At 74.2% G+C, this 18,567-nt stretch carries 17 protein-coding genes; 10 read left to right on the forward strand and 7 right to left on the reverse strand.

Going from position 1 to position 18,567, the window contains the following annotated elements:
• Positions 1-8: 8 nt before the first annotated feature.
• The 3 genes from atpD (at position 9) to ACI79K_RS09280 (ending at position 2,844) form a co-directional block, all read left to right on the forward strand.
• The gene (gene atpD, locus ACI79K_RS09270; protein ID WP_456589211.1) at positions 9-1,451 is read left to right on the forward strand and encodes a F0F1 ATP synthase subunit beta; all 1,443 of its coding nucleotides are present in this window, start codon (positions 9-11) and stop codon (positions 1,449-1,451) included.
• A gap of 592 nt (positions 1,452-2,043) precedes the next feature.
• Positions 2,044-2,421, forward strand: a complete 378-nt coding sequence (locus ACI79K_RS09275) for a F0F1 ATP synthase subunit epsilon (protein WP_456589210.1) — start codon at positions 2,044-2,046, stop codon at positions 2,419-2,421.
• 21 nt (positions 2,422-2,442) lie between these two features.
• On the forward strand, positions 2,443-2,844 hold the full coding sequence (locus tag ACI79K_RS09280; RefSeq protein WP_456589209.1) for a DUF2550 domain-containing protein: 402 nt from the start codon (positions 2,443-2,445) through the stop codon (positions 2,842-2,844).
• A gap of 9 nt (positions 2,845-2,853) precedes the next feature.
• Here ACI79K_RS09280 and ACI79K_RS09285 read toward each other — a convergent pair whose 3' ends face one another.
• Positions 2,854-3,465 carry a cob(I)yrinic acid a,c-diamide adenosyltransferase gene (locus ACI79K_RS09285; RefSeq protein WP_456589208.1) on the reverse strand — a complete coding sequence of 204 codons (612 nt, stop codon included), beginning with the start codon at positions 3,463-3,465 and terminating at the stop codon, positions 2,854-2,856.
• 185 nt (positions 3,466-3,650) lie between these two features.
• Between ACI79K_RS09285 and murA the strand changes: the two genes are divergently transcribed.
• Positions 3,651-4,931, forward strand: a complete 1,281-nt coding sequence (murA, locus tag ACI79K_RS09290; RefSeq protein ID WP_456589207.1) for a UDP-N-acetylglucosamine 1-carboxyvinyltransferase — start codon at positions 3,651-3,653, stop codon at positions 4,929-4,931.
• 8 nt (positions 4,932-4,939) lie between these two features.
• Here murA and ACI79K_RS09295 read toward each other — a convergent pair whose 3' ends face one another.
• Positions 4,940-5,260, reverse strand: a complete 321-nt coding sequence (locus tag ACI79K_RS09295; protein WP_456599560.1) for a hypothetical protein — start codon at positions 5,258-5,260, stop codon at positions 4,940-4,942.
• A gap of 149 nt (positions 5,261-5,409) precedes the next feature.
• On the opposite strand from ACI79K_RS09295, the gene ACI79K_RS09300 reads away from it, so the two are divergent.
• The gene (locus ACI79K_RS09300; protein ID WP_456589205.1) at positions 5,410-7,428 is read left to right on the forward strand and encodes a protein meaA; all 2,019 of its coding nucleotides are present in this window, start codon (positions 5,410-5,412) and stop codon (positions 7,426-7,428) included.
• Here the strand turns inward: ACI79K_RS09300 and ACI79K_RS09305 are convergent.
• Complete coding sequence (locus ACI79K_RS09305) at positions 7,358-8,152, reverse strand: YqjF family protein (protein ID WP_456599561.1); 795 nt, start codon at positions 8,150-8,152, stop codon at positions 7,358-7,360. The two genes, ACI79K_RS09300 and ACI79K_RS09305, sit on opposite strands and share 71 nt — an antisense overlap.
• A gap of 68 nt (positions 8,153-8,220) precedes the next feature.
• Between ACI79K_RS09305 and ACI79K_RS09310 the strand changes: the two genes are divergently transcribed.
• Both ACI79K_RS09310 and ACI79K_RS09315 read left to right on the forward strand, forming a co-directional pair.
• The gene (locus tag ACI79K_RS09310; protein WP_456589203.1) at positions 8,221-8,991 is read left to right on the forward strand and encodes an enoyl-CoA hydratase-related protein; all 771 of its coding nucleotides are present in this window, start codon (positions 8,221-8,223) and stop codon (positions 8,989-8,991) included.
• A 195-nt stretch (positions 8,992-9,186) separates the two neighbouring features.
• On the forward strand, positions 9,187-10,533 hold the full coding sequence (locus ACI79K_RS09315) for a dicarboxylate/amino acid:cation symporter (protein ID WP_456589202.1): 1,347 nt from the start codon (positions 9,187-9,189) through the stop codon (positions 10,531-10,533).
• Positions 10,534-10,623: 90 nt separating this feature from the next.
• Here ACI79K_RS09315 and ACI79K_RS09320 read toward each other — a convergent pair whose 3' ends face one another.
• Positions 10,624-11,499, reverse strand: a complete 876-nt coding sequence (locus ACI79K_RS09320; protein ID WP_456599562.1) for a hypothetical protein — start codon at positions 11,497-11,499, stop codon at positions 10,624-10,626.
• Positions 11,500-11,551: 52 nt separating this feature from the next.
• A complete protein-coding gene (locus ACI79K_RS09325; protein WP_456599563.1) occupies positions 11,552-12,769 on the reverse strand; it encodes a sensor domain-containing phosphodiesterase in 1,218 nt (405 codons plus the stop codon).
• Between the two features lie 109 nt (positions 12,770-12,878).
• On the opposite strand from ACI79K_RS09325, the gene nucS reads away from it, so the two are divergent.
• From nucS to ACI79K_RS09340, 3 genes are all read left to right on the forward strand, one after another.
• Positions 12,879-13,550, forward strand: a complete 672-nt coding sequence (nucS, locus tag ACI79K_RS09330) for an endonuclease NucS (protein ID WP_456589199.1) — start codon at positions 12,879-12,881, stop codon at positions 13,548-13,550.
• Positions 13,551-13,636: 86 nt separating this feature from the next.
• Positions 13,637-15,418 carry a 3-hydroxyacyl-CoA dehydrogenase family protein gene (locus ACI79K_RS09335; protein WP_456589198.1) on the forward strand — a complete coding sequence of 594 codons (1,782 nt, stop codon included), beginning with the start codon at positions 13,637-13,639 and terminating at the stop codon, positions 15,416-15,418.
• 99 nt (positions 15,419-15,517) lie between these two features.
• A complete protein-coding gene (locus ACI79K_RS09340; protein WP_456591305.1) occupies positions 15,518-15,727 on the forward strand; it encodes a hypothetical protein in 210 nt (69 codons plus the stop codon).
• Between the two features lie 66 nt (positions 15,728-15,793).
• On the opposite strand, the gene ACI79K_RS09345 is transcribed toward ACI79K_RS09340, so the two are convergent.
• Positions 15,794-17,092 (reverse strand): class F sortase, encoded by a 1,299-nt coding sequence (locus ACI79K_RS09345; RefSeq protein ID WP_456591304.1) that lies wholly within the window; start codon positions 17,090-17,092, stop codon positions 15,794-15,796.
• Positions 17,093-17,121: 29 nt separating this feature from the next.
• Entirely contained in the window at positions 17,122-18,366 is a 1,245-nt protein-coding gene (locus tag ACI79K_RS09350) for a hypothetical protein (RefSeq protein WP_456599564.1), read from the reverse strand.
• Positions 18,367-18,567: the final 201 nt, after the last annotated feature.

An 18,567-nucleotide genomic window follows, 5' to 3' on the forward strand; every position in this document is an offset into this window, starting at 1 on the left:
CAGTACAGATGACCGTCACCGAGGACCGTCCGACCACCTCGCAGACCACCGGCACCGGCCGGGTCGTGCGGGTCACCGGGCCGGTCGTCGACGTCGAGTTCCCGCGCGACGCGATGCCCGACCTGTACAACGCCCTGAAGGTCGACGTCACGCTCGCCGACCTCGGCAAGACGCTGACCCTCGAGGTCGCCCAGCACCTGGGTGAGAACGTCGTCCGCACCATCTCGATGGCGCCGACCGACGGGCTCGTCCGGGGCGCCGAGGTCACCGACACCGGGAACCCGATCATGGTCCCGGTCGGCGAGGTGGTCACCGGGCACGTCTTCAACGCCCTGGGCGAGTGCCTCGACACGCCCGGCTACGCCGCGGACGCCCTGCGCTGGTCGATCCACCGGAGCGCACCGCGGTTCGACCAGCTCGAGGGCCGCACCGAGATGCTGGAGACCGGCATCAAGGTCATCGACCTGCTCACGCCGTACGTGGCCGGCGGGAAGATCGGCCTGTTCGGCGGCGCCGGGGTGGGCAAGACCGTCCTCATCCAGGAGATGATCCGCCGCGTCGCCCAGGAGTTCGGTGGTGTGTCGGTGTTCGCCGGCGTCGGCGAGCGCACCCGTGAGGGCAACGACCTGATCACGGAGATGACCGAGTCCGGCGTCATCGAGTCCACCGCGCTGGTGTTCGGGCAGATGGACGAGCCGCCGGGCACCCGGCTGCGCGTCGCGCTCTCCGCGCTGACGATGGCGGAGTACTTCCGCGACGAGATGAACCAGGACGTCCTGCTGTTCATCGACAACATCTTCCGGTTCACCCAGGCCGGGTCCGAGGTCTCCACGCTGCTGGGCCGCATGCCCTCGGCCGTGGGGTACCAGCCGACCCTCGCCGACGAGATGGGTCAGCTGCAGGAGCGGATCACCTCGACCCGTGGCCGGTCGATCACCTCCATGCAGGCGATCTACGTGCCCGCCGACGACATCACCGACCCGGCGCCGCACACCACGTTCGCCCACCTCGACGCGACGACCGTGCTCTCGCGGCCGATCTCGGAGAAGGGCATCTACCCGGCCGTGGACCCGCTGGACTCCACCAGCCGGATCCTCGACCCGCAGTACGTGGGCTCGGAGCACTACGAGATCGCCCAGACCGTGAAGCAGGTGCTGCAGCGCTACCAGGAGCTGCAGGACATCATCGCCATCCTCGGCATCGACGAGCTCTCCGAGGAGGACAAGGTCACCGTCCAGCGGGCCCGGCGCGTCGAGCGCTTCCTCTCGCAGAACATGTTCGTGGCCGAGGCCTTCACCGGTCAGCCGGGCTCGTTCGTGCCGCTGGCGGAGACGCTCCAGGCGTTCAAGGCGATCACCGAGGGCGAGTACGACAACGTCCCGGAGCAGGCCTTCTTCATGTGCGGTGGTCTCGAGGACCTCGAGAAGAACGCCGCGAAGCTCCGGAAGTAAAGGGATCCCGCTGCCCCCCACGCCACGCTCCGCGCGGCGTGGGGCCCCGCAGCGGGACCGATCCAGTACGTCCCGACGGCCGGGTTCCCGAGAGGGGGCCCGGCCGTCGGCGTTCCGGAGGTGGGGATCGCCCGATCGGGTGGTTCTGCGCTCCGGGGTCTGCGGGGAGGCCGCGCACCTGCCGACCATGCCCGCAGGCGCGCCCGGGAGACGGGCGCCGGCACGAGGGGCGACGTGGAACGGGACAGGGCGCTACTGCCGTCCGGGAGCCGGAGTGCTCCCGACTGGACCTGGCCGCCGTGCGCGCCGGTGGACCGGCGGATCGCGGACTTCGACACCGAGCGCTGGGCGGCGGCCAGCTGCGTCCGGCACCCGTGGGTGCGCGTCGGCCGCTGGACGCTGCTCTACCGTCGCGCCGCCTGAGGAAGGACGCCTCTGCCCCCACCGCTCGCGGTCCGGGCAGGCCCTGGGCGGGGGCCACGCGCGACACGCCGGTACAGTGGCCGCATCGTCCGCCGTCCCGCCCGGGCCGGCGGAGCACGAACCGCAGCGCACCTCTTCCCCGGTGGAGAGGTGGACCCCGAGGAGTGTCGTGGCGACCCTGCAGGTCGAGTTGGTGGCCGTCGAGCGCAAGATCTGGTCGGGCGAGGCCACGCGCGTCATCGCCCGCACCACCGAGGGCGAGCTCGGTGTCCTGCCCGGCCACGCGCCGCTGCTCGGCCAGCTGGCGGACGGCGGCGTCGTCACGATCCGCACCGAGTCGGGCGAGGACATGGTGATCGCCGCCCACGGTGGCTTCCTCTCCGTCACCGAGCGGGGTGTCTCCATCCTGGCCGAGACGGCGGAGATCTCCTCGGAGATCGACGTGGAGCGCGCTCGCGAGGCGCTGCGGCGCGCCGAGAGCGACGGGGACTCCCCGGCCGCGCGCCGCGCGCAGTCGCGGTTGAGGGCGGCCGGCCAGGGCGACTGACCCGACCGGCGAGCGCGCGGGATGACCACCGCCCTGTGGGTGCTGATCGGCGTCCTGCTGCTGCTCGTCGTCGTGGTCTTCCTGCTGCGCCGCCGGTTCCTGCTCTCGGGGCTCGGCGCGGTCACCATGTGGCTGCGCCCCGAGGGGACGCCGCGCTGGTCGGTGGGTGTCGCCTGGTACGGCGGCGACGCCCTGCTCTGGTACCGGGCCCTCTCGCTCTCCGTGCGCCCGCAGCAGCGGCTCACCCGGGCCGGGTTCCGCGTGCTCGCCCAGCGACCGGCGGGACGCGAGGATCTCGCGCTGCCCGCCGACGTCCACGTGCTGTCGTGCAGCACCGCGCAGGGGCGCCGGGAGCTGGCCATGGACCGCTCCACGGTGACCGGCTTCCTGTCCTGGGTGGAGTCGGCGCCCCCCGGTAGCTGAGCGGGCGGCTCAGTCCTCCCGCGAGGCAGCGCGGCGCTGGGCGTGGACGCCACTGTGCGCCCCGGGCTCCCACAGGATGTCGCCCTCGGGGTTGGCCACCCGGCCGAGGATGAACACCAGGTCCGACAGGCGGTTCAGGTAGCGCGCGGTCTCGGGGTTGGTGCGCTCGGCGTCGCTCTCCAGGAGCGCCCAGACGCTGCGCTCGGCCCGGCGCACCACCACCCGTACCTGGTGGAGCAGCGCGGCCAGCGGGGTACCGCCGGGCAGGATGAAGCTGTCGAGCTTCGGGAGCGTCTCGTTGTAGGTGTCGCACGCCGCCTCGAGCCGCTCGGTGTAGGCGGCCGTCACCCGCAGCGGCGGGTACTGCGGCTCCGCCACGATCGGCGTGCACAGGTCCGCGCCCACGTCGAACAGGTCGTTCTGGATGCTGCGCAGGAGTTCGGCCAGCTCCGCTCCCGGGGCGCCGAGGGCCAGCGCCACGCCGATCGCGCTGTTGGCCTCGTCGACGTCGGCGTAGGCGACCAGCCGGGGATCGGTCTTGGCCACCCGGCTCATGTCGCCCAGATGCGTCTGACCGGCATCGCCGGTCTTCGTGTAGATGCGGGTGAGCCGGACAGTCATGCCCGCAGCCTAGGAGAAGGACCCTCCTGCCCCCCACCCCTCGCTGACGCTCGGCGCGGGTCCCTGCGGGAGGGCCGTTCCAGCACGTCACCGGCGCTCGGAGCGAGTCCCTGCAGGAGGGCCGGGCCAGCACGTCGCCGGGCTCGCGGTGGGGCCCTGCAGCCGGGCCGCCGTAGGGTGGGCCGGTGGAGTGCTTCGAGGTGACCGGGGGAGCGAGGCTCGCGGGCCGGGTGCGGGTCACCGGTGCCAAGAACAGCGCGTTGAAGCTCATGGCGGCCGCGCTGCTGGCCGCCGGGCGCTCGACCATCGACGAGGTGCCCGACATCCTCGACGTGGCCATCATGAGCGAGGTGCTGCGCCGGCTGGGCTGCGCGGTCTCCTACGAGCGCACGCCCGGCAGTGGCGGCGGTGGCCGCCTGACGATCGACGTCCCGGACCAGCCCTCGACCGAGACCGACTACGACCTGGTGCGCCGCATGCGCGCCTCGATCAGCGTCCTGGGCCCGCTCGTCGCCCGCTGTGGCAGCGCGCGGGTGGCGCTGCCAGGTGGTGACGCCATCGGTTCCCGTGGGCTGGACATGCACATCTCCGGCCTGGAGCGGCTCGGCGCCACCATCGTCAGCGAGCACGGCTTCCTCGTCGCGACGGCGCCCCAGCTCACCGGGACGTCGATCTGGCTGGACTTCCCGTCGGTCGGGGCCACGGAGAACCTGGTGATGGCGGCGGTGCTCGCGCAGGGCACGACCGTCGTCGACAACGCAGCGCGCGAACCCGAGATCGTGGATCTCTGCCGGATGCTCTGCGAGATGGGCGCGCGCATCGACGGCGCCGGCACCTCCACCATCACCGTCGAGGGCGTCGACTCCCTGAGCCCCGTCGAGTACACGACCGTGCCCGACCGCATCGTGACCGGCACCTGGGCGATCGGGGCGGTGATGACCCGCGGCGACGTCGTCATCGAGCGCGGCGTCGCCGAGCACCTCACCGTGGCCCTGGACAAGCTGACCGACGCCGGCGCCACCGTCGAGGCGCTGCCCGGTGCCATCCGCGTCGCGATGGCCGACCGGCCCCGCTGCGTCGACGTCGTCACCCTGCCCTTCCCCGGCTTCCCCACCGACCTGCAGCCGATGGCGGTGGCGCTGGCCGCCGTCTCCACCGGCACGGCCCTGATCACGGAGAACGTGTTCGAGGGCCGCTTCATGTTCGTCAACGAGCTGGTGCGGCTGGGCGCCGACGTCCGGATCGACGGGCACCACGCCGTCGTCCGCGGCCGCGAGCGGTTCTCCAGCGCGCCGGTGCTGGCCACCGACATCCGCGCCGGTGCCGGGCTCGTGCTCGCCGGGCTGTGCTCCGACGGCATCACCGAGGTGCAGGACGTGCACCACGTCGACCGCGGCTACCCCGACTTCGTCGACCAACTGTGCGGCCTCGGCGCCGTGGTGCGGCGCACGGAGCGACCGGACTAGGGGCGAGCTCAGGCCTCGCCGAACGAGGCGGCCAGCGACCGGGCGCGCTCGGCGTCCTCCGGGAACACCAGCACCTCGGCGCGGTGGGCCGCCGGGTAGCGCACGGTGGAGCGGATGCCGGCGTCGGACAGCAGCGCCCGCAGCGCGAGGGCCGATTCGCGGTGGGTCAGCGTGGCCACGCGGGTGAGGAGCCCGTCGTCGGGTGCGCCGGCGCGCCGGCCCCCGGCCGGATCGCCGCCGAAGGCCCACCGGGTGAACAGAGCCAGCACCGCGACCACGGCGACCGCGACCACCGGACCCAGCTCGAGGGGCAGGCTCCCCACCTCCACCGGACCTCCCTGCGGCCCTCGTGCCGGGGCGTGGCCCGGGCGGAGCGAGTGCCCGGGGGCACGAGGTGCTTCCGCCGGACGAGTGTGCCACTGCACACGTCGGGGCGCGGGGCTGCTACTCGCGGGTAACAGCCCTACACTCCGCTGGCATGCCGTTCCCGCAGACGCCGAACGAGCGCGACCGCCCCTGGGTCATGCGCACCTACGCCGGCCACTCCTCGCCGGCCGAGTCCAACGCCCTCTACCGCCGCAACCTGGCGAAGGGGCAGACCGGCCTCTCGGTCGCCTTCGACCTGCCGACGCAGACCGGCTACGACCCCGACGACGAGCTCGCCCGCGGGGAGGTCGGGAAGGTCGGCGTGCCGGTCACGCACATCGGTGACATGCGCGCGCTCTTCGACGGCATCCCGCTCGACGAGATGAACACGTCGATGACGATCAACGCCACCGCCATGTGGCTGCTCGCGCTCTACCAGGCGGTCGCCGAGGAGCACGGGCACGACGTCACCAAGCTGGCGGGGACGACGCAGAACGACATCATCAAGGAGTACCTGTCGCGGGGGACCTACGTCTTCCCGCCGGCGCCGTCGATGCGGCTGATCACGGACATGGTCGCCTACACAGTCACGACGATGCCGAAGTGGAACCCGGTCAACATCTGCAGCTACCACCTGCAGGAGGCCGGGGCCACGCCGGTGCAGGAGATCGCCTACGCGATGAGCACCGCGATCGCGGTCCTGGACTCGGTCCGCGACTCCGGCCAGGTGCCGCAGGAGCGCTTCGGCGAGGTCGTCGCCCGCATCTCCTTCTTCGTCAACGCGGGCGTCCGCTTCGTCGAGGAGATGTGCAAGATGCGGGCCTTCACCCAGCTCTGGGACGAGCTGACGGAGGAGCGCTACGGCGTCCAGGACCCCAAGCACCGGCGCTTCCGGTACGGGGTGCAGGTCAACTCCCTCGGCCTGACCGAGGCGCAGCCGGAGAACAACGTCCAGCGCATCGTGCTGGAGATGCTCGCCGTGACCCTGTCCAAGGACGCCCGCGCCCGCGCCGTGCAGCTGCCGGCCTGGAACGAGGCGCTCGGGCTGCCCCGGCCGTGGGACCAGCAGTGGTCGCTGCGCCTCCAGCAGGTGCTCGCCTACGAGACCGACCTGCTCGAGTACGAGGACCTGTTCACCGGCTCGGTCGTCGTCGAGAAGAAGGTGGCCGAGCTCGTCGAGGGCGCCCGGGCCGAGATCGCCCGCGTGCAGGAGATGGGCGGGGCCGTGGCCGCCGTCGAGTCCGGCTACATGAAGGGCGAGCTGGTCGCCTCGCTGGCCGAGCGCCGGCGGCGGATGGAGAGTGGTGAGGACGTCGTCGTGGGCGTCAACCGGTTCGACACGACCGAGCCCAACCCGCTCACCGCCGACCTCGACACCGCGATCATGGTCGTGGACCCGGCCGTCGAGGCCGCCGCGTGCGAGGCGGTGCGGAAGTGGCGTGCCGACCGTGACCCCGAACCGGTGCGCGCGGCCCTGGAGGCGCTGCGCGAGGCGGCGTCCTCCGACGTCAACCTCATGCCCGCGACCCTCGCCTGCGCCCGCGCCGGCGTGACCACGGGGGAGTGGGCCGGCGTGCTGCGCGAGGTGTTCGGCGAGTACCGGGCCCCCACCGGCGTGGCCGCGGCCGCCGGCGGTGGCGAGGCCGACGAGAACCTGACCGCCGTCCGCGAGCGGGTGCGGGCCACCGGTGAGGAGATCGGTGGGCGGCTGCGCTTCCTGGTCGGCAAGCCCGGCCTGGACGGCCACTCCAACGGCGCCGAGCAGATCGCCGTGCGGGCCCGCGACGCCGGGTTCGAGGTCATCTACCAGGGCATCCGGCTCACGCCGGCGCAGATCGTGAGCGCCGCCGTGGAGGAGGACGTGCACGTGGTGGGCCTGTCGGTGCTCTCGGGCTCCCACCTGCAGGTGGTCCCGGCGGTGCTGCAGGGGCTCCGGGACGCCGGGCTGGACGACGTCCCGGTCGTGGTCGGCGGGATCATCCCCGACAGCGACGCCCGGCGGCTGCGGGAGCAGGGCGTCGCCCGGGTCTTCACGCCCAAGGACTTCGGCCTGAACGACATCATGGGCCAGGTCGTCGACGTGGTCCGCGAGGCGAACGGTCTGCCCGACCTGGTGCCCGCGCCGGCCTGACCACCGGGCCGAAGCGGACGTCGACGCCCGGGGAGAACAGCACGCTGTCGGGCGGGCCCGAGACGTCGCCCAGGCCCGCCGCGGGCAGCAGCGTGTCGTCGAGGGCGACGAGCTCCGCCCGGTGCAGCGGCCAGGCGGGGTGCTCGGTGGGCCAGTAGGCCGGGCCACCCCGTCCGGGCCGGTGCAGCCCCCACCGGGCGGTCAGGAAGAGCGCCAGCGGGTCCGGCCGGAGCAGCCGGCTGCCCACCTGCAGCGTGAGGCTGCTGTGGGCCCCGGCGGGCGCGGGCCAGCGCCGGCGGCAGCTGTAGGTCAGGCGGTCGCCGGCGCGCTCGATCCGCATGCGCGACCACGCGTACGGCAGCCGAGCGGCCCAGCGGGCGGTGACCACCGGAACGAGGCGTCCGGCGTCCAGCGACCGGAAGACGACGCCGCGGCGGCCCTGCTCGTCGACCGAGTAGAGCCGGACGTTGGTCTCGGCGAACGAGCCGAGGTAGGGGATGCCCGGCGCCCCGAGCAGCCCGATCCGCTGCATGCGGAACGGGATCAGCCCGACGTAGGTGGCGCCGTCGAGCACGTCGGGGCGGGTGCCGGCCGGCAGCAGGGGAGCGACGCGCACCGGGTCCACCGCCCAGTGGAGGAACGCGACGTCGCGCCAGCCCTGGGTGAACACGGTGCGGCCCGCCGGTCGCGGGGCGGTCGGGCTGAGCGGCTCGGTCTCGGGCACCGGCCCAGCTTCCCCGCTCGGAGCGCGATCGTCGTTGCCGAGCGCGCCCGGACGTGGTGAGGTCGGGCATGGCCGACGGTGCACCCCGGGTCGAGCGCGACGGCGACGTCGTCCGCATCACGATGACGCGCGCGTCGAAGCGCAACGCGCTCTCCCGCGAGCACCTGACGCAGCTGCTCGCCGCCGTCACCGAGGCGGGGGGAAGCGACGCCGCGGGCATCGTGCTCGGCGCGGAGGGGCCGGTGTTCAGCGCCGGCCACGACTTCGCCGACGTCGCCGGGGCCTCCCTGCCCGAGGTGCGCAGCCTGCTGCGGCTGTGCACCGAGCTGATGCAGACGATCCAGGACGTGCCGCAGGTCGTCGTGGCGCGGGTGCACGCCCTGGCCACGGCCGCCGGCTGCCAGCTCGTGGCCTCGTGCGACCTGGCGGTGGCCGCCGAGTCCGCGGGCTTCGCCGCGCCCGGCGGCAAGGGCGGCTGGTTCTGCCACACCCCGATGGTCGCGATCGCCCGGAACGTCGGCCGCAAGCGAGCCATGGAGCTGGCGCTGACCGGCGACGTCATCGACGCGGCGACGGCACTGGACTGGGGGCTGGTCAACCGGGTCGTGCCCGATGCCGATCTGGACGCCGCCGTCGACGAGCTGGTGGAGCGGGCCACCCGGGGCTCGCGGGCGAGCAAGGCGTGGGGGAAGCAGACGATGTACGCCCAGCTGGACCGGCCGGAGCAGGACGCGTATACCACCGCGATCGAGGTCATGGCCGCGGCCAGCCAGCTGCCCGGCGCGCGCGAGGGGATGGCGGCGTTCCTGGAGAAGCGGCGGCCGGTCTGGCCGGACTAGGGATGCACCCGAGCGGGTGAACCCGGCCACAGCCGGAATGCCCGGGGGCGCGGGAGGACTGATCCCCCCGTGCAGAACATCTGGGGGCTGACGCGGCGGCGCACCGTCGACTTCGGCCGCGTGACCGTGGACCGCTGTCGGGGCTGACGCCCCGTCCCGCCCGCCCGGTCATCCCCCCAGAACGGAACCACCCTCGTGCTCGCTCGTCTCCGCCGCGTCCCCTTCGCGGCCCAGGTACTGCTGGGCCTCGTGGTCGGCATCGCACTCGGGCTGGTCGCCCGCGACCTCGGCCCCGTGGCCGACGGAACACCCAACTGGCTGACCAGCACCCTGCAGACCATCGGCAGCACCTTCGTCACGCTGCTGAAGACCCTCGTCCCCCCGCTGATCGTCACCGCGGTGATCGTCAGCATCGCCAACCTCAAGCAGGTGTCGAACGCGGCGAGGCTGGCCGGCCAGACCCTGCTCTGGTTCGCCATCACCGCGCTGATCGCCGTCGGCATCGGCATCGCGCTCGGGCTGCTCACCGAGCCCGGCCGCAACAGCTCCGTCGACGCCACGGCCCAGGCCGACCCCACGCGGACCGGCTCCTGGTTCGACTTCCTGAACGGCATCGTGCCCGGCAACATCCTCGGCCTGCAGTCGTCGGCCGAGGGCGCCCTGTCCTTCAACGTCCTCCAGCTGATCGTCATCGCCGCGGCGATCGGCATCGCGGTGCTCAAGGTGGGGGAGGCCGCCGAGCCGTTCCTCGGCTTCGTGCGCTCCGCGCTGGCGGTCGTGCAGAAGGTGCTGTGGTGGGTCATCCTGCTCGCGCCGCTGGGCACCGTCGGACTGATCGGCAACGCCGTCGCCAGCTACGGCTGGGAGTCCCTCGGCTCGCTCGGGGTCTTCGCCGGCGCGGTCTACGCGGGGCTGGCCCTGGTGCTGTTCGTCGTCTACCCCGTGCTCCTGCGCCTGCACGGCCTCTCGCCGTTGCGGTGGTTCGCCGGAGCCTGGCCGGCCATCCAGCTGGCCTTCGTCTCGCGCTCGTCGATCGGCACGCTGCCGGTGACCGAGCGGGTGACCGAGCAGAACCTGGGCGTCCCGCGGTCCTACGCCTCGTTCGCCGTCCCGCTCGGCGCGACGACGAAGATGGACGGCTGCGCGGCGATCTACCCCGCGCTGGCGGCGATCTTCGTCGCCCAGTTCTTCGGGGTGGACCTCGGCCTCACCGACTACCTGCTCATCGTGCTGGTGTCGGTCATCGGTTCCGCCGCCACCGCGGGGGTCACCGGCGCGGTGGTCATGCTGACGCTGACCCTCTCCACGCTCGGCCTGCCGCTGGCCGGCGTGGGGCTGCTGCTGGCCGTCGACCCGATCCTGGACATGGGGCGCACCGCGGTGAACGTGGCCGGCCAGGCGCTGGTGCCCACGATCGTGGCCAAGCGGGAGGGCATCCTCGACCTGGAGCGCTACCGCTCGACGCGGACGATCGACCCGCTGGCCCCGGTCGAGGAGCGGGGCGGCGTGGACGCCGACCTGCGCGAGCCCGCCACCGCCTGAGAAGACATCCCTGCTCCCGTCACTCGAACGCTCGTGCCGGGGCCCTGCAGGGGGCCGGGCCCGGACCTCTCCGGAGGTCCGGGCCCGTCGTCACGCCTGCCCCAGGTCCGCGCAGCCGGACTCGTGCGGCAGCAGCGGCCGCAGCACCAGCGACCACCGCGAACCGTCGGGGGTGACCCAGGGCGTGGCGGCGTTCGCCTCCGCCGCGGCGTCGAGCACCGCCCGCGCCTCCTCCCCGGTGGCGGTCACGCAGGTGATTCCCGGGCCGATCGGCTCGCCCGGGAGCTCCGGGCCCGGCCACTGCTGCTCGGCCTGGGCGGGGTCCACCTCGACGTAGGGGGTCGCCACCGCGGCGACGGCGTCGGGCTGGTACGGCTCGGGCCCGCTCACCCGGTCCGCGCCCAGGGCCGTGACCGGGTCGCGGAGCGCATCGGCCAGCTCGGCCAACCGGGCCCGGGCGGCCGCCTGCTCCTCGGTGAGCCCCGTGTCGAACTCGCCTCGCGGGTCCGACCCCACCCCCAGGGCGTAGACCTCGCGGGTGACCGTCTCCCCGTCGGTGCGGAGGGTGAACCGCGTGCTGGTCATGTCCGCGACCGGCGGCTGGCCGAGGTCGCCGGTCTCGGTCACCCCGGCGGACACCGCCCGCTCGACGAGGTCGCGCACCCCGCCGTCACCGAGCCGGTACAGCTGCAGGTTGGGCAGCGCCGGCGCCGGCCAGATGGCGATCTGAGGGCCGTCGGTGATCAGCCGGCCGTCGGCGTACAGGGTCGCCGACGGCACCCGGCCGGCGAGCAGGGCCGGCGTGGTGAAGCCGCCGACCTCGCCGACCTGGAGCACGACGGTCGCGTCCTCGCCCGCGGGCGACGGGTCCTCGGCGGAGGCGCCGCCGCCGGCCGAGTCGGCGCAGGCGCCGAGCAGCAGGGCCAGGACCAGCAGGGCGGTGACGCGCACGGGACGGGTGCTCATACCGGGAGGACGGGTCGGGGTGGCCGGGAGGTTCCCCGCGGGCCGTCCCCGTTCAGGCGGGCAGCCGGTCGAGCACGTCACGCGCCGGCCGCGGCCGGCCGAACAGGTACCCCTGCCCGTAGCGGACCCCGCGGGCGACGAGGACGTCGCGCTCGGCGGCGTGCTCGACGCCCTCGGCCACCAGCCGCGCCCCCGTCTCCTGGGCGAACGTCACCATGGCCGAGGTCATGGCCTGGCGCGCGGGGTCGGTGTGCAGCCCCATGACCAGGCCGATGTCGAGCTTGATGACGTCGGGGTCGAGCCGCAGGATGTGCCGGAGGCTCGAGTAGCCGGCGCCGGCGTCGTCCACGCTGACCGCGACGCCCGTGCGGCGCAGCAGCGTCGTGACGGCGACGACCGCCTCGTAGTCGTCGACCGGGCTGTGCTCGGTGATCTCCACGGCCAGCGGGCAGTCGGCGTGGGCCAGCAGCAGGTCGACCACGGTCGGGCACAGGAGGGCGTCCGGCGAGAGGTTCACCGCGAGGGTCAGCCCGCCGGGCAGCCGGCCGGCCTCGGCCAGCGCGGCGCGCACCGTGACCTCCTCCAGCTCCACGCCGACCCCGACGGCGGCGGCCTCGCCGAACAGCGCCGCCGGCCCGTCCCCGCCCCACCCGGGGAAGCGGGCGAGGGCCTCCTGCCCGGCGATCGCGCCGGTCACCATGTCGACCACCGGCTGGAGGTGGATCTCGACGGCGCCCCGCGCCAGGAAGGCACGCACCCGGGCCCGGCGGGCGGCGAGGTCGAGGCCGCCCGCTGCGCCGGCATGCCGGAAGTGATCGCTGATCAGGTCGGCCAGCAGCTCGACCGTGCGCACCGACTCGCCGTCCAGCTGCGTGCCCGGGTCGCGGCTCACGCAGCACAGCATCCCGATGGGCCGGGAATCGTGTCCCCGCACCGGGGCGCCGACGTAGGAGCCGATGTTCAGGTCGCCGGTCACCGGCAGGTCGCGCGTCCGGGGATCGCGAGCGGCGCCGGTGACCAGGGGAGGGAGCTGGCCGCTGAGCACCCGCACGCAGTAGGAGCCCTCCAGCGGGGCCGTCATCCCCTCCTGCACGTTCATGGACTCCAGGTCGCCGGTGGCGGAGGTGATCAGCTGGCTGCCCTCGGTGAAGAGCGAGACCCAGGCGACGTCCATGCCCAGCCGGGTGCGGGCGGCGTCGAGCAGCCAGTGCACCCAGTCGCCGTCCAGGCGCTCCCCGTCCCGGGTACCGATCGCTCCCGCTGCGCCCACCCGCCCATTCTGAGTGCCGGTGGCGGAGGTCACCACGATTTCGTCCTGGTTCTTTCCGGAACTCGGCGCCGGCGCGGCGACCGGTCGAGGAGCGGTAGCCTCGTCGCCCGTGCGTCTGGTCATCGCCCGCTGCTCCGTCGACTACATCGGTCGACTCACCGCCCACCTCCCCATGGCGACCCGTCTGCTGCTGGTCAAGGCGGACGGCTCCGTGTCGGTGCACGCCGACGACCGCGCCTACAAGCCGCTGAACTGGATGAGCCCGCCGTGCCGGCTGGACGAGGCGCTGACCGACGGTGCGGGCACGTGGACGGTGACGAACAAGGCCGGTGAGCAGCTGGTCATCAACATCGCGGAGGTCCTGCACGACCACAGCGAGGACCTCGGCGTCGACCCCGGGCTGCAGAAGGATGGCGTGGAGGCCGAGCTGCAGCGGCTGCTGGCCCTGCACGTGGAGACGTTCGGCCAGGGCTGGTCGCTGGTGCGGCGCGAGTACCCGACGGCGATCGGCCCGGTGGACCTGCTCTGCCGGGACGCCGCCGGTGGGGTGGTCGCGGTGGAGATCAAGCGCCGCGGCGAGATCGACGGCGTGGAGCAGCTGACCCGGTACCTGGAGCTGCTCAACCGCGACCCGCTCCTCGCCCCGGTCAAGGGCGTCTTCGCCGCGCAGGAGATCAAGCCGCAGGCCCGGGTGCTGGCGCAGGACCGGGGCATCGAGTGCGTCACCGTCGACTACGCCGTCCTCAAGGGCACCGACGACCCGTCCCAGCGCCTCTTCTGATCCGGCTACCGGGCGGTAGCCCCCGCACGACCGGAATCCGGGGGTGAGAGACTTCCCCGCGATCACCGGCGATGGGAGATGGCAACGTGGCCAGGGAACTGAACGAGGTCGGCGTCGTGGGGCTGGGCACCATGGGTGCCGGCATCACCGAGGTGCTCGCGCGGGCGGGGCTCTCGGTCACCGCCGTGGAGGTCGGTGACGAGGCGCTGGCGCGTGGCCGCGGCCACCTGGAACAGTCCACCGACCGGGCCGTGGCGCGCGGCAAGCTGGACCCGGCCGAGCGGGACGCCATCTTCGAGCGGATCCGCTTCACCACCTCGCTGGAGGACCTCGCGAACGCGGAGCTGGTCATCGAGGCGGTGCCCGAGCGGATGGAGCTCAAGGCGGAGCTCTTCGCCAAGCTGGACAAGATCTGCCCGCCGGACACGATCCTGGCGACCAACACCTCCAGCCTGTCGGTCACCGAGCTGTCCGTGGTCACCGGCCGGCCGAGCAAGGTCATCGGCATGCACTTCTTCAACCCGGCCCCGGTCATGAAGCTGGTCGAGGTCGTCCGCACCGTGGTCACCGAGCCCGAGGTGGTCGAGACCGTCGAGGCGCTCGCCGACCGGCTGGGCAAGGTCGACGTGACCATCGGCGACAAGGCCGGGTTCATCGCCAACGCGCTGCTGTTCGGCTACCTCAACCACGCCGTCTCGATGTACGAGAACCGCTACGCCTCGCGCGAGGACATCGACGCGGCCATGCGCCTGGGCTGCGGCCTGCCCATGGGCCCGCTGTCGCTGATGGACCTCATCGGCATCGACACCGCCTACGAGATCCTCGACACGATGTACAAGCAGTCGCGGAACCGGCTGCACGCGCCCAGCCCGGTGATCAAGCAGATGATGACCGCCGGGCTGCTGGGCCGGAAGTCCGGCCGGGGCTTCTACACCTACGCCGAGCCCGGCTCGGCCGAGGTCGTCGCCGACGCGCAGACCCCGACCCCCGGCGGGGCCGCGGCCGGCGCCCGCGACGTGCGGACCGTCGGTGTCGTCGGCTCGGGGACGATGGCCACCGGCATCATCGAGGTCGTCGCCAAGGGCGGCTACGACGTCGTCTTCGTCGCCCGCGCGGCCGAGAAGGTCGAGGCCGTGCAGAAGGCGCTGGCCAAGTCGCTGGACAAGCAGGTCGTCCGGGGCCGCCTCGAGGAGGCCGCCCGCGACGAGATCCTCGCCCGGGTCACCGGCACGACCTCGCTGGACGACCTCGCCGACCGCGACCTGGTCATCGAGGCCGTCGTCGAGTCGCTGCCGGTCAAGGAGGCGCTGTTCGCCAACCTCGGCGAGATCGCCAAGCCCGGCGCGGTGCTCGCCACCACCACCTCGAGCCTCCCGGTCATCGAGTGCGCCAAGGCCAGTGGCCGTCCGGCCGACGTCGTGGGCATGCACTTCTTCAACCCGGCCCAGGTCATGAAGCTGGTCGAGGTGGTCTCGACGATCTCGACCGCGCCGGACGTCGCCGCCACCATCCACGCGGTGTCGGCGCAGCTGGGAAAGCACGCGGTCTCCTGCACCGACCGGGCCGGCTTCATCGTCAACGCCCTGCTCTTCCCGTACCTGAACGACGCGGTGAAGATGCTCGAGGCGCACTACGCCACCGCCGACGACATCGACGCCGCGATGAAGGTCGGCTGCGGGTACCCGATGGGGCCGTTCGAACTGCTCGACGTCGTGGGCCTCGACGTCTCCCTCGCGATCGAGAAGGAGCTCTACACCGAGTTCCGGGAGCCCGGCTTCGCCCCGGCGCCGCTGCTCGAGCACCTGGTCACCGCCGGCTACCTCGGCCGCAAGACCGGTCGCGGTTTCCGGGACTACGCCGGCCGCTGACGCGTGCCCCGTCGCCGTCCCCGGGCCGGCTCCCGACCTGCGCGTCGGGAGCCGGCCCGCTCCGTCGATGCCGTCGAGGAGTCCGGTGACGGGGACTGGGTGGTCCGGCCGGTCACCGGCAGCTCGACCGGCAAGACCTACCGCTGCCCCGGCTGCGACCAGGAGATCCGCCCGGGGACGCCGCACGTGGTCACCTGGCCGGCCTACCTGCGGGACTCCGACCTCGAGCCCTGGGACGTCGAGTCGGCGGCCGACCGGCGCCGGCACTGGCACACCGTGTGCTGGCGGTCGCGCGCCCGGCGTCGCTGAAGGAGGACCCCGCTGCCCCCCACGCGTCGCGAGCTCGGCGCGGGCCCCTGCAGCGGGGCCGTTCCATCAGGTCACGAGCTCGGCCGACACCACCACGTTGTCCCGGTAGCTGCCCGTCGCCGGGTCGAACGCCCCGCCGCAGGTGATGATCCGCAGCTGGGGCCCGGGGGTCGGCGCGTAGACCGTCGTCCCCGGGAACTCCGCCTTGGCGTACCGGTCGACGGCGGTGACCCGGAAGCGGGCCGTCGTCCCGTCGCCCCGGTCCACCAGCACCTCGTCCCCGGGGGCCACCCCGCCCAGTCCGGCGAGCGCCCCGGCGCGACCGGCCCAGTCGACGTGCCCGGTGAGCACCGCCGGGCCGGCGGCGCCCGGGCGCGGGCCCCTGGAGTACCAGCCCGCCACGGAGGGGTCAGCCGGAGGGACGAGCGCGCCGGAGCCGTCGAGCCCGGCCGCGACCAGCGGGGCGTCGATCTCCGCTGTGGCGATGCGCAGCCGCACCGGGGCGGCGGCGGGCTCCGCTGATCGTGCGGCGGCGCGCCAGGGCGCGCCGGCCAGGACGGAGACGGTGCGGGGGAGCCAGCCGCCGACCGCGCCGGCCCCACCACCGCCGGCCTCCACCCCGCCCACCGGCCGGACGGCGGGGCCGGTGGCGTCCGCGACCACTCGCAGCTCCACGCCGCCGCCGGGGCGCTGTAGGGCGAGCACCGTGCGGATCGAGCCGGCGGGCAGGTCCAGCTCGGCTTCGGCGCCGGTGGCCGGCACCAGGGCGTGGTGCCGGCCACCCGGCACGACGACGGGCGGCCCGGCGTCCGGGAAGCCCAGACCGGCCGCGAGCACCGGGCCGTCGGCCAGCACGACGTCGAGCGGGGTGGCCGCGGGCGCGGCGGCGAGCACCCGCACCCGGGCGGCGCCGGACGGCGGAGGGCTCAGGTCGTCGTCGAGCGGCTGCAGGGTCAGGTCGGCGAAGGTGCCGGTGAGCGCCACGGTCCGGGCCCGCCCCGGGGAGAGGTCGACGCGGGCCGAGAGCACCGGGGCGGTACCGGCGGACGCACCGGCGGCCCGGACGCTGACCGCGTACGCGCCGGCGGGCAGCTCGGCGTAGGCGTCCACCGCGCCGTACCCCAGCCCCGCCGCGACGACGGGCCCCGGGTCGACGAGGACCTCACCGGGAGGTGCGGCCGCGGTCAGCGAGACGTCGACCGCCGGGGTGTCGGGCGAGAGGTGGGCGACCCGCAGGAGGCCGGACCGCGGCTCGTCGGCGGCCGCGCGACCCGGCGCGCCCAGCACGGCCGGCAGCGCGAGGAGCAGCAGGGCCAGGAGCGCCGACAGCCCGCGTGCCGGCCGGACACGGGGGTCCGGGGTCACGCGGGCTGTCGCAGGGCGGTACCGGGGGATCAGGAGCGCCCCTGGCCCACCGGTTCGTCGATCGACTGCGTCGTCGGGGCGGCCTGCGCAGCCGGGGTCGACCCCGTGGCGTTCGGCCGCGACGGCAGGGGCAGCGCGCGGGTGGTCGGCTCCGCGCGCGTGACCGCCGGGAACGTGGCGGTCACCGGCTCGGGGCGGGTCGGCTGGCGCGCCGCGGCGGACTCGCCCTCGGCCCGGGGGGCCTGGACGGCGGGCTGCTGCCCGGTCTGAGGGCCGGCGACCGCTGCGGGGGCCTGGCCGGCGGGTGCCGGCGCCTGCGCGCGCTCCGGCCGCTCCGCCGGGGCCGCCTGCTGCTGCGGAGCTGTCTGCTGGGGGGCGGTCTGCGGGGCTGCGGGCTGCCGCTGACCGGCCTCGCCCGTGGGTGCGGCGTGCTGTGCGCGCCGCTCGGTGTCGGCGTCGTCGCGGGACTGCTGCGCGCGGTCGCCGAGGTCGGGGAGGCTGTCCAGCAGCCGCCGGGCCTGCACCAGCCGGCTGGTGAGCTCGTCGCGGACCTCGCGGATCGCCTCGGCGCGCGCCTCGGCGTCGGCGACGAGCTGGGCGGCGTGCTGCTCGGCGGCGGCGATCCGCTGGCGTGCGGCCTGGGTGGAGACGCGCTCGCGCTCCTCCTCGGCCTGGGCGGCCTCGGCCCGGCGGGCGCGCTGCGCGATGTCGAAGTCCTCCTCGACCTTCGCCCGGCGGGCCTGCGACTCGGCGTCGAGGCGGGCCACCCGCTCCTGCGCCTTGGCGACCAGCTCGTCGGCCCGCTGCTGCGCCTTCTGCATGATCTGCTCGGCGGCCTGCCGCGCCTCGGCGATCATCCGCTCGACCTCGGCCTGCCCGGCCGCGTGCCGCTCCTGCAGCGCGCGCTCCTCGGCGTCGGTCTGCTCGCGGACGGCCTGGGCGTCGAGCTCGGCGGCCCGCCGGATCTCGCCCGCCTCCTCCTCCGCCAGCTGCAGCATGTGCTGGATGCGCTCGCTGATGTTCTCGAACGTGGGGGCGGCGGCGGTCGCGGCCTTGCGCCGCAGCGACTCGACCTCGCCGTGCAGGGCCGACAGCTGGCTGGCCAGGTCGGCCGAGCGCTCGACGGCGGCGTCGCGGTCGGCCAGCGCGATGCGGAAGTCCGCCTCCAGCCGTTCGATCGTGTCGGCGACCTGGTTGCGGTCGTACCCCCGCAGGACGACGTCGAAGGAGTGCTGCGCCTCGTGCATCGGCATGTCACGGCGGGGGTCGCTCATGGGTTCATCCTCGCAGAAGGCCAGGGGCTCGTCACCGTCCTGGGCATGGTGTGCCCCAGGTGTCCCGGATGTCCCGGGTGACACGCCGGGCGACGTGAGCCGGGGGGGGGGGGGGGGGGGGGGGGGGGGGGGGGGGGGGGGGGGGGGGGGGGGGGGGGGGGGGGGGGGGGGGGGGGGGGGGGGGGGGGGGGGGGGCGGGGG

The sequence above is a fragment of the Blastococcus sp. SYSU DS0616 genome (assembly GCF_054051015.1).

Bases quoted from the DNA above. Each gene is read 5' to 3' on its own strand.
- atpD (WP_456589211.1), top strand. From the start codon at position 9: ATGACCGTCACCGAGGACCGTCCGACCACCTCGCAGACCACCGGCACC.
- ACI79K_RS09280 (WP_456589209.1), top strand. From the start codon at position 2,443: ATGACCACCGCCCTGTGGGTGCTGATCGGCGTCCTGCTGCTGCTCGTC.
- ACI79K_RS09285 (WP_456589208.1), bottom strand. From the start codon at position 3,465: ATGACTGTCCGGCTCACCCGCATCTACACGAAGACCGGCGATGCCGGT.
- ACI79K_RS09300 (WP_456589205.1), top strand. From the start codon at position 5,410: ATGCCGTTCCCGCAGACGCCGAACGAGCGCGACCGCCCCTGGGTCATG.
- ACI79K_RS09310 (WP_456589203.1), top strand. From the start codon at position 8,221: ATGGCCGACGGTGCACCCCGGGTCGAGCGCGACGGCGACGTCGTCCGC.
- ACI79K_RS09320 (WP_456599562.1), bottom strand. From the start codon at position 11,499: ATGAGCACCCGTCCCGTGCGCGTCACCGCCCTGCTGGTCCTGGCCCTG.
- ACI79K_RS09350 (WP_456599564.1), bottom strand. From the start codon at position 18,366: ATGAGCGACCCCCGCCGTGACATGCCGATGCACGAGGCGCAGCACTCC.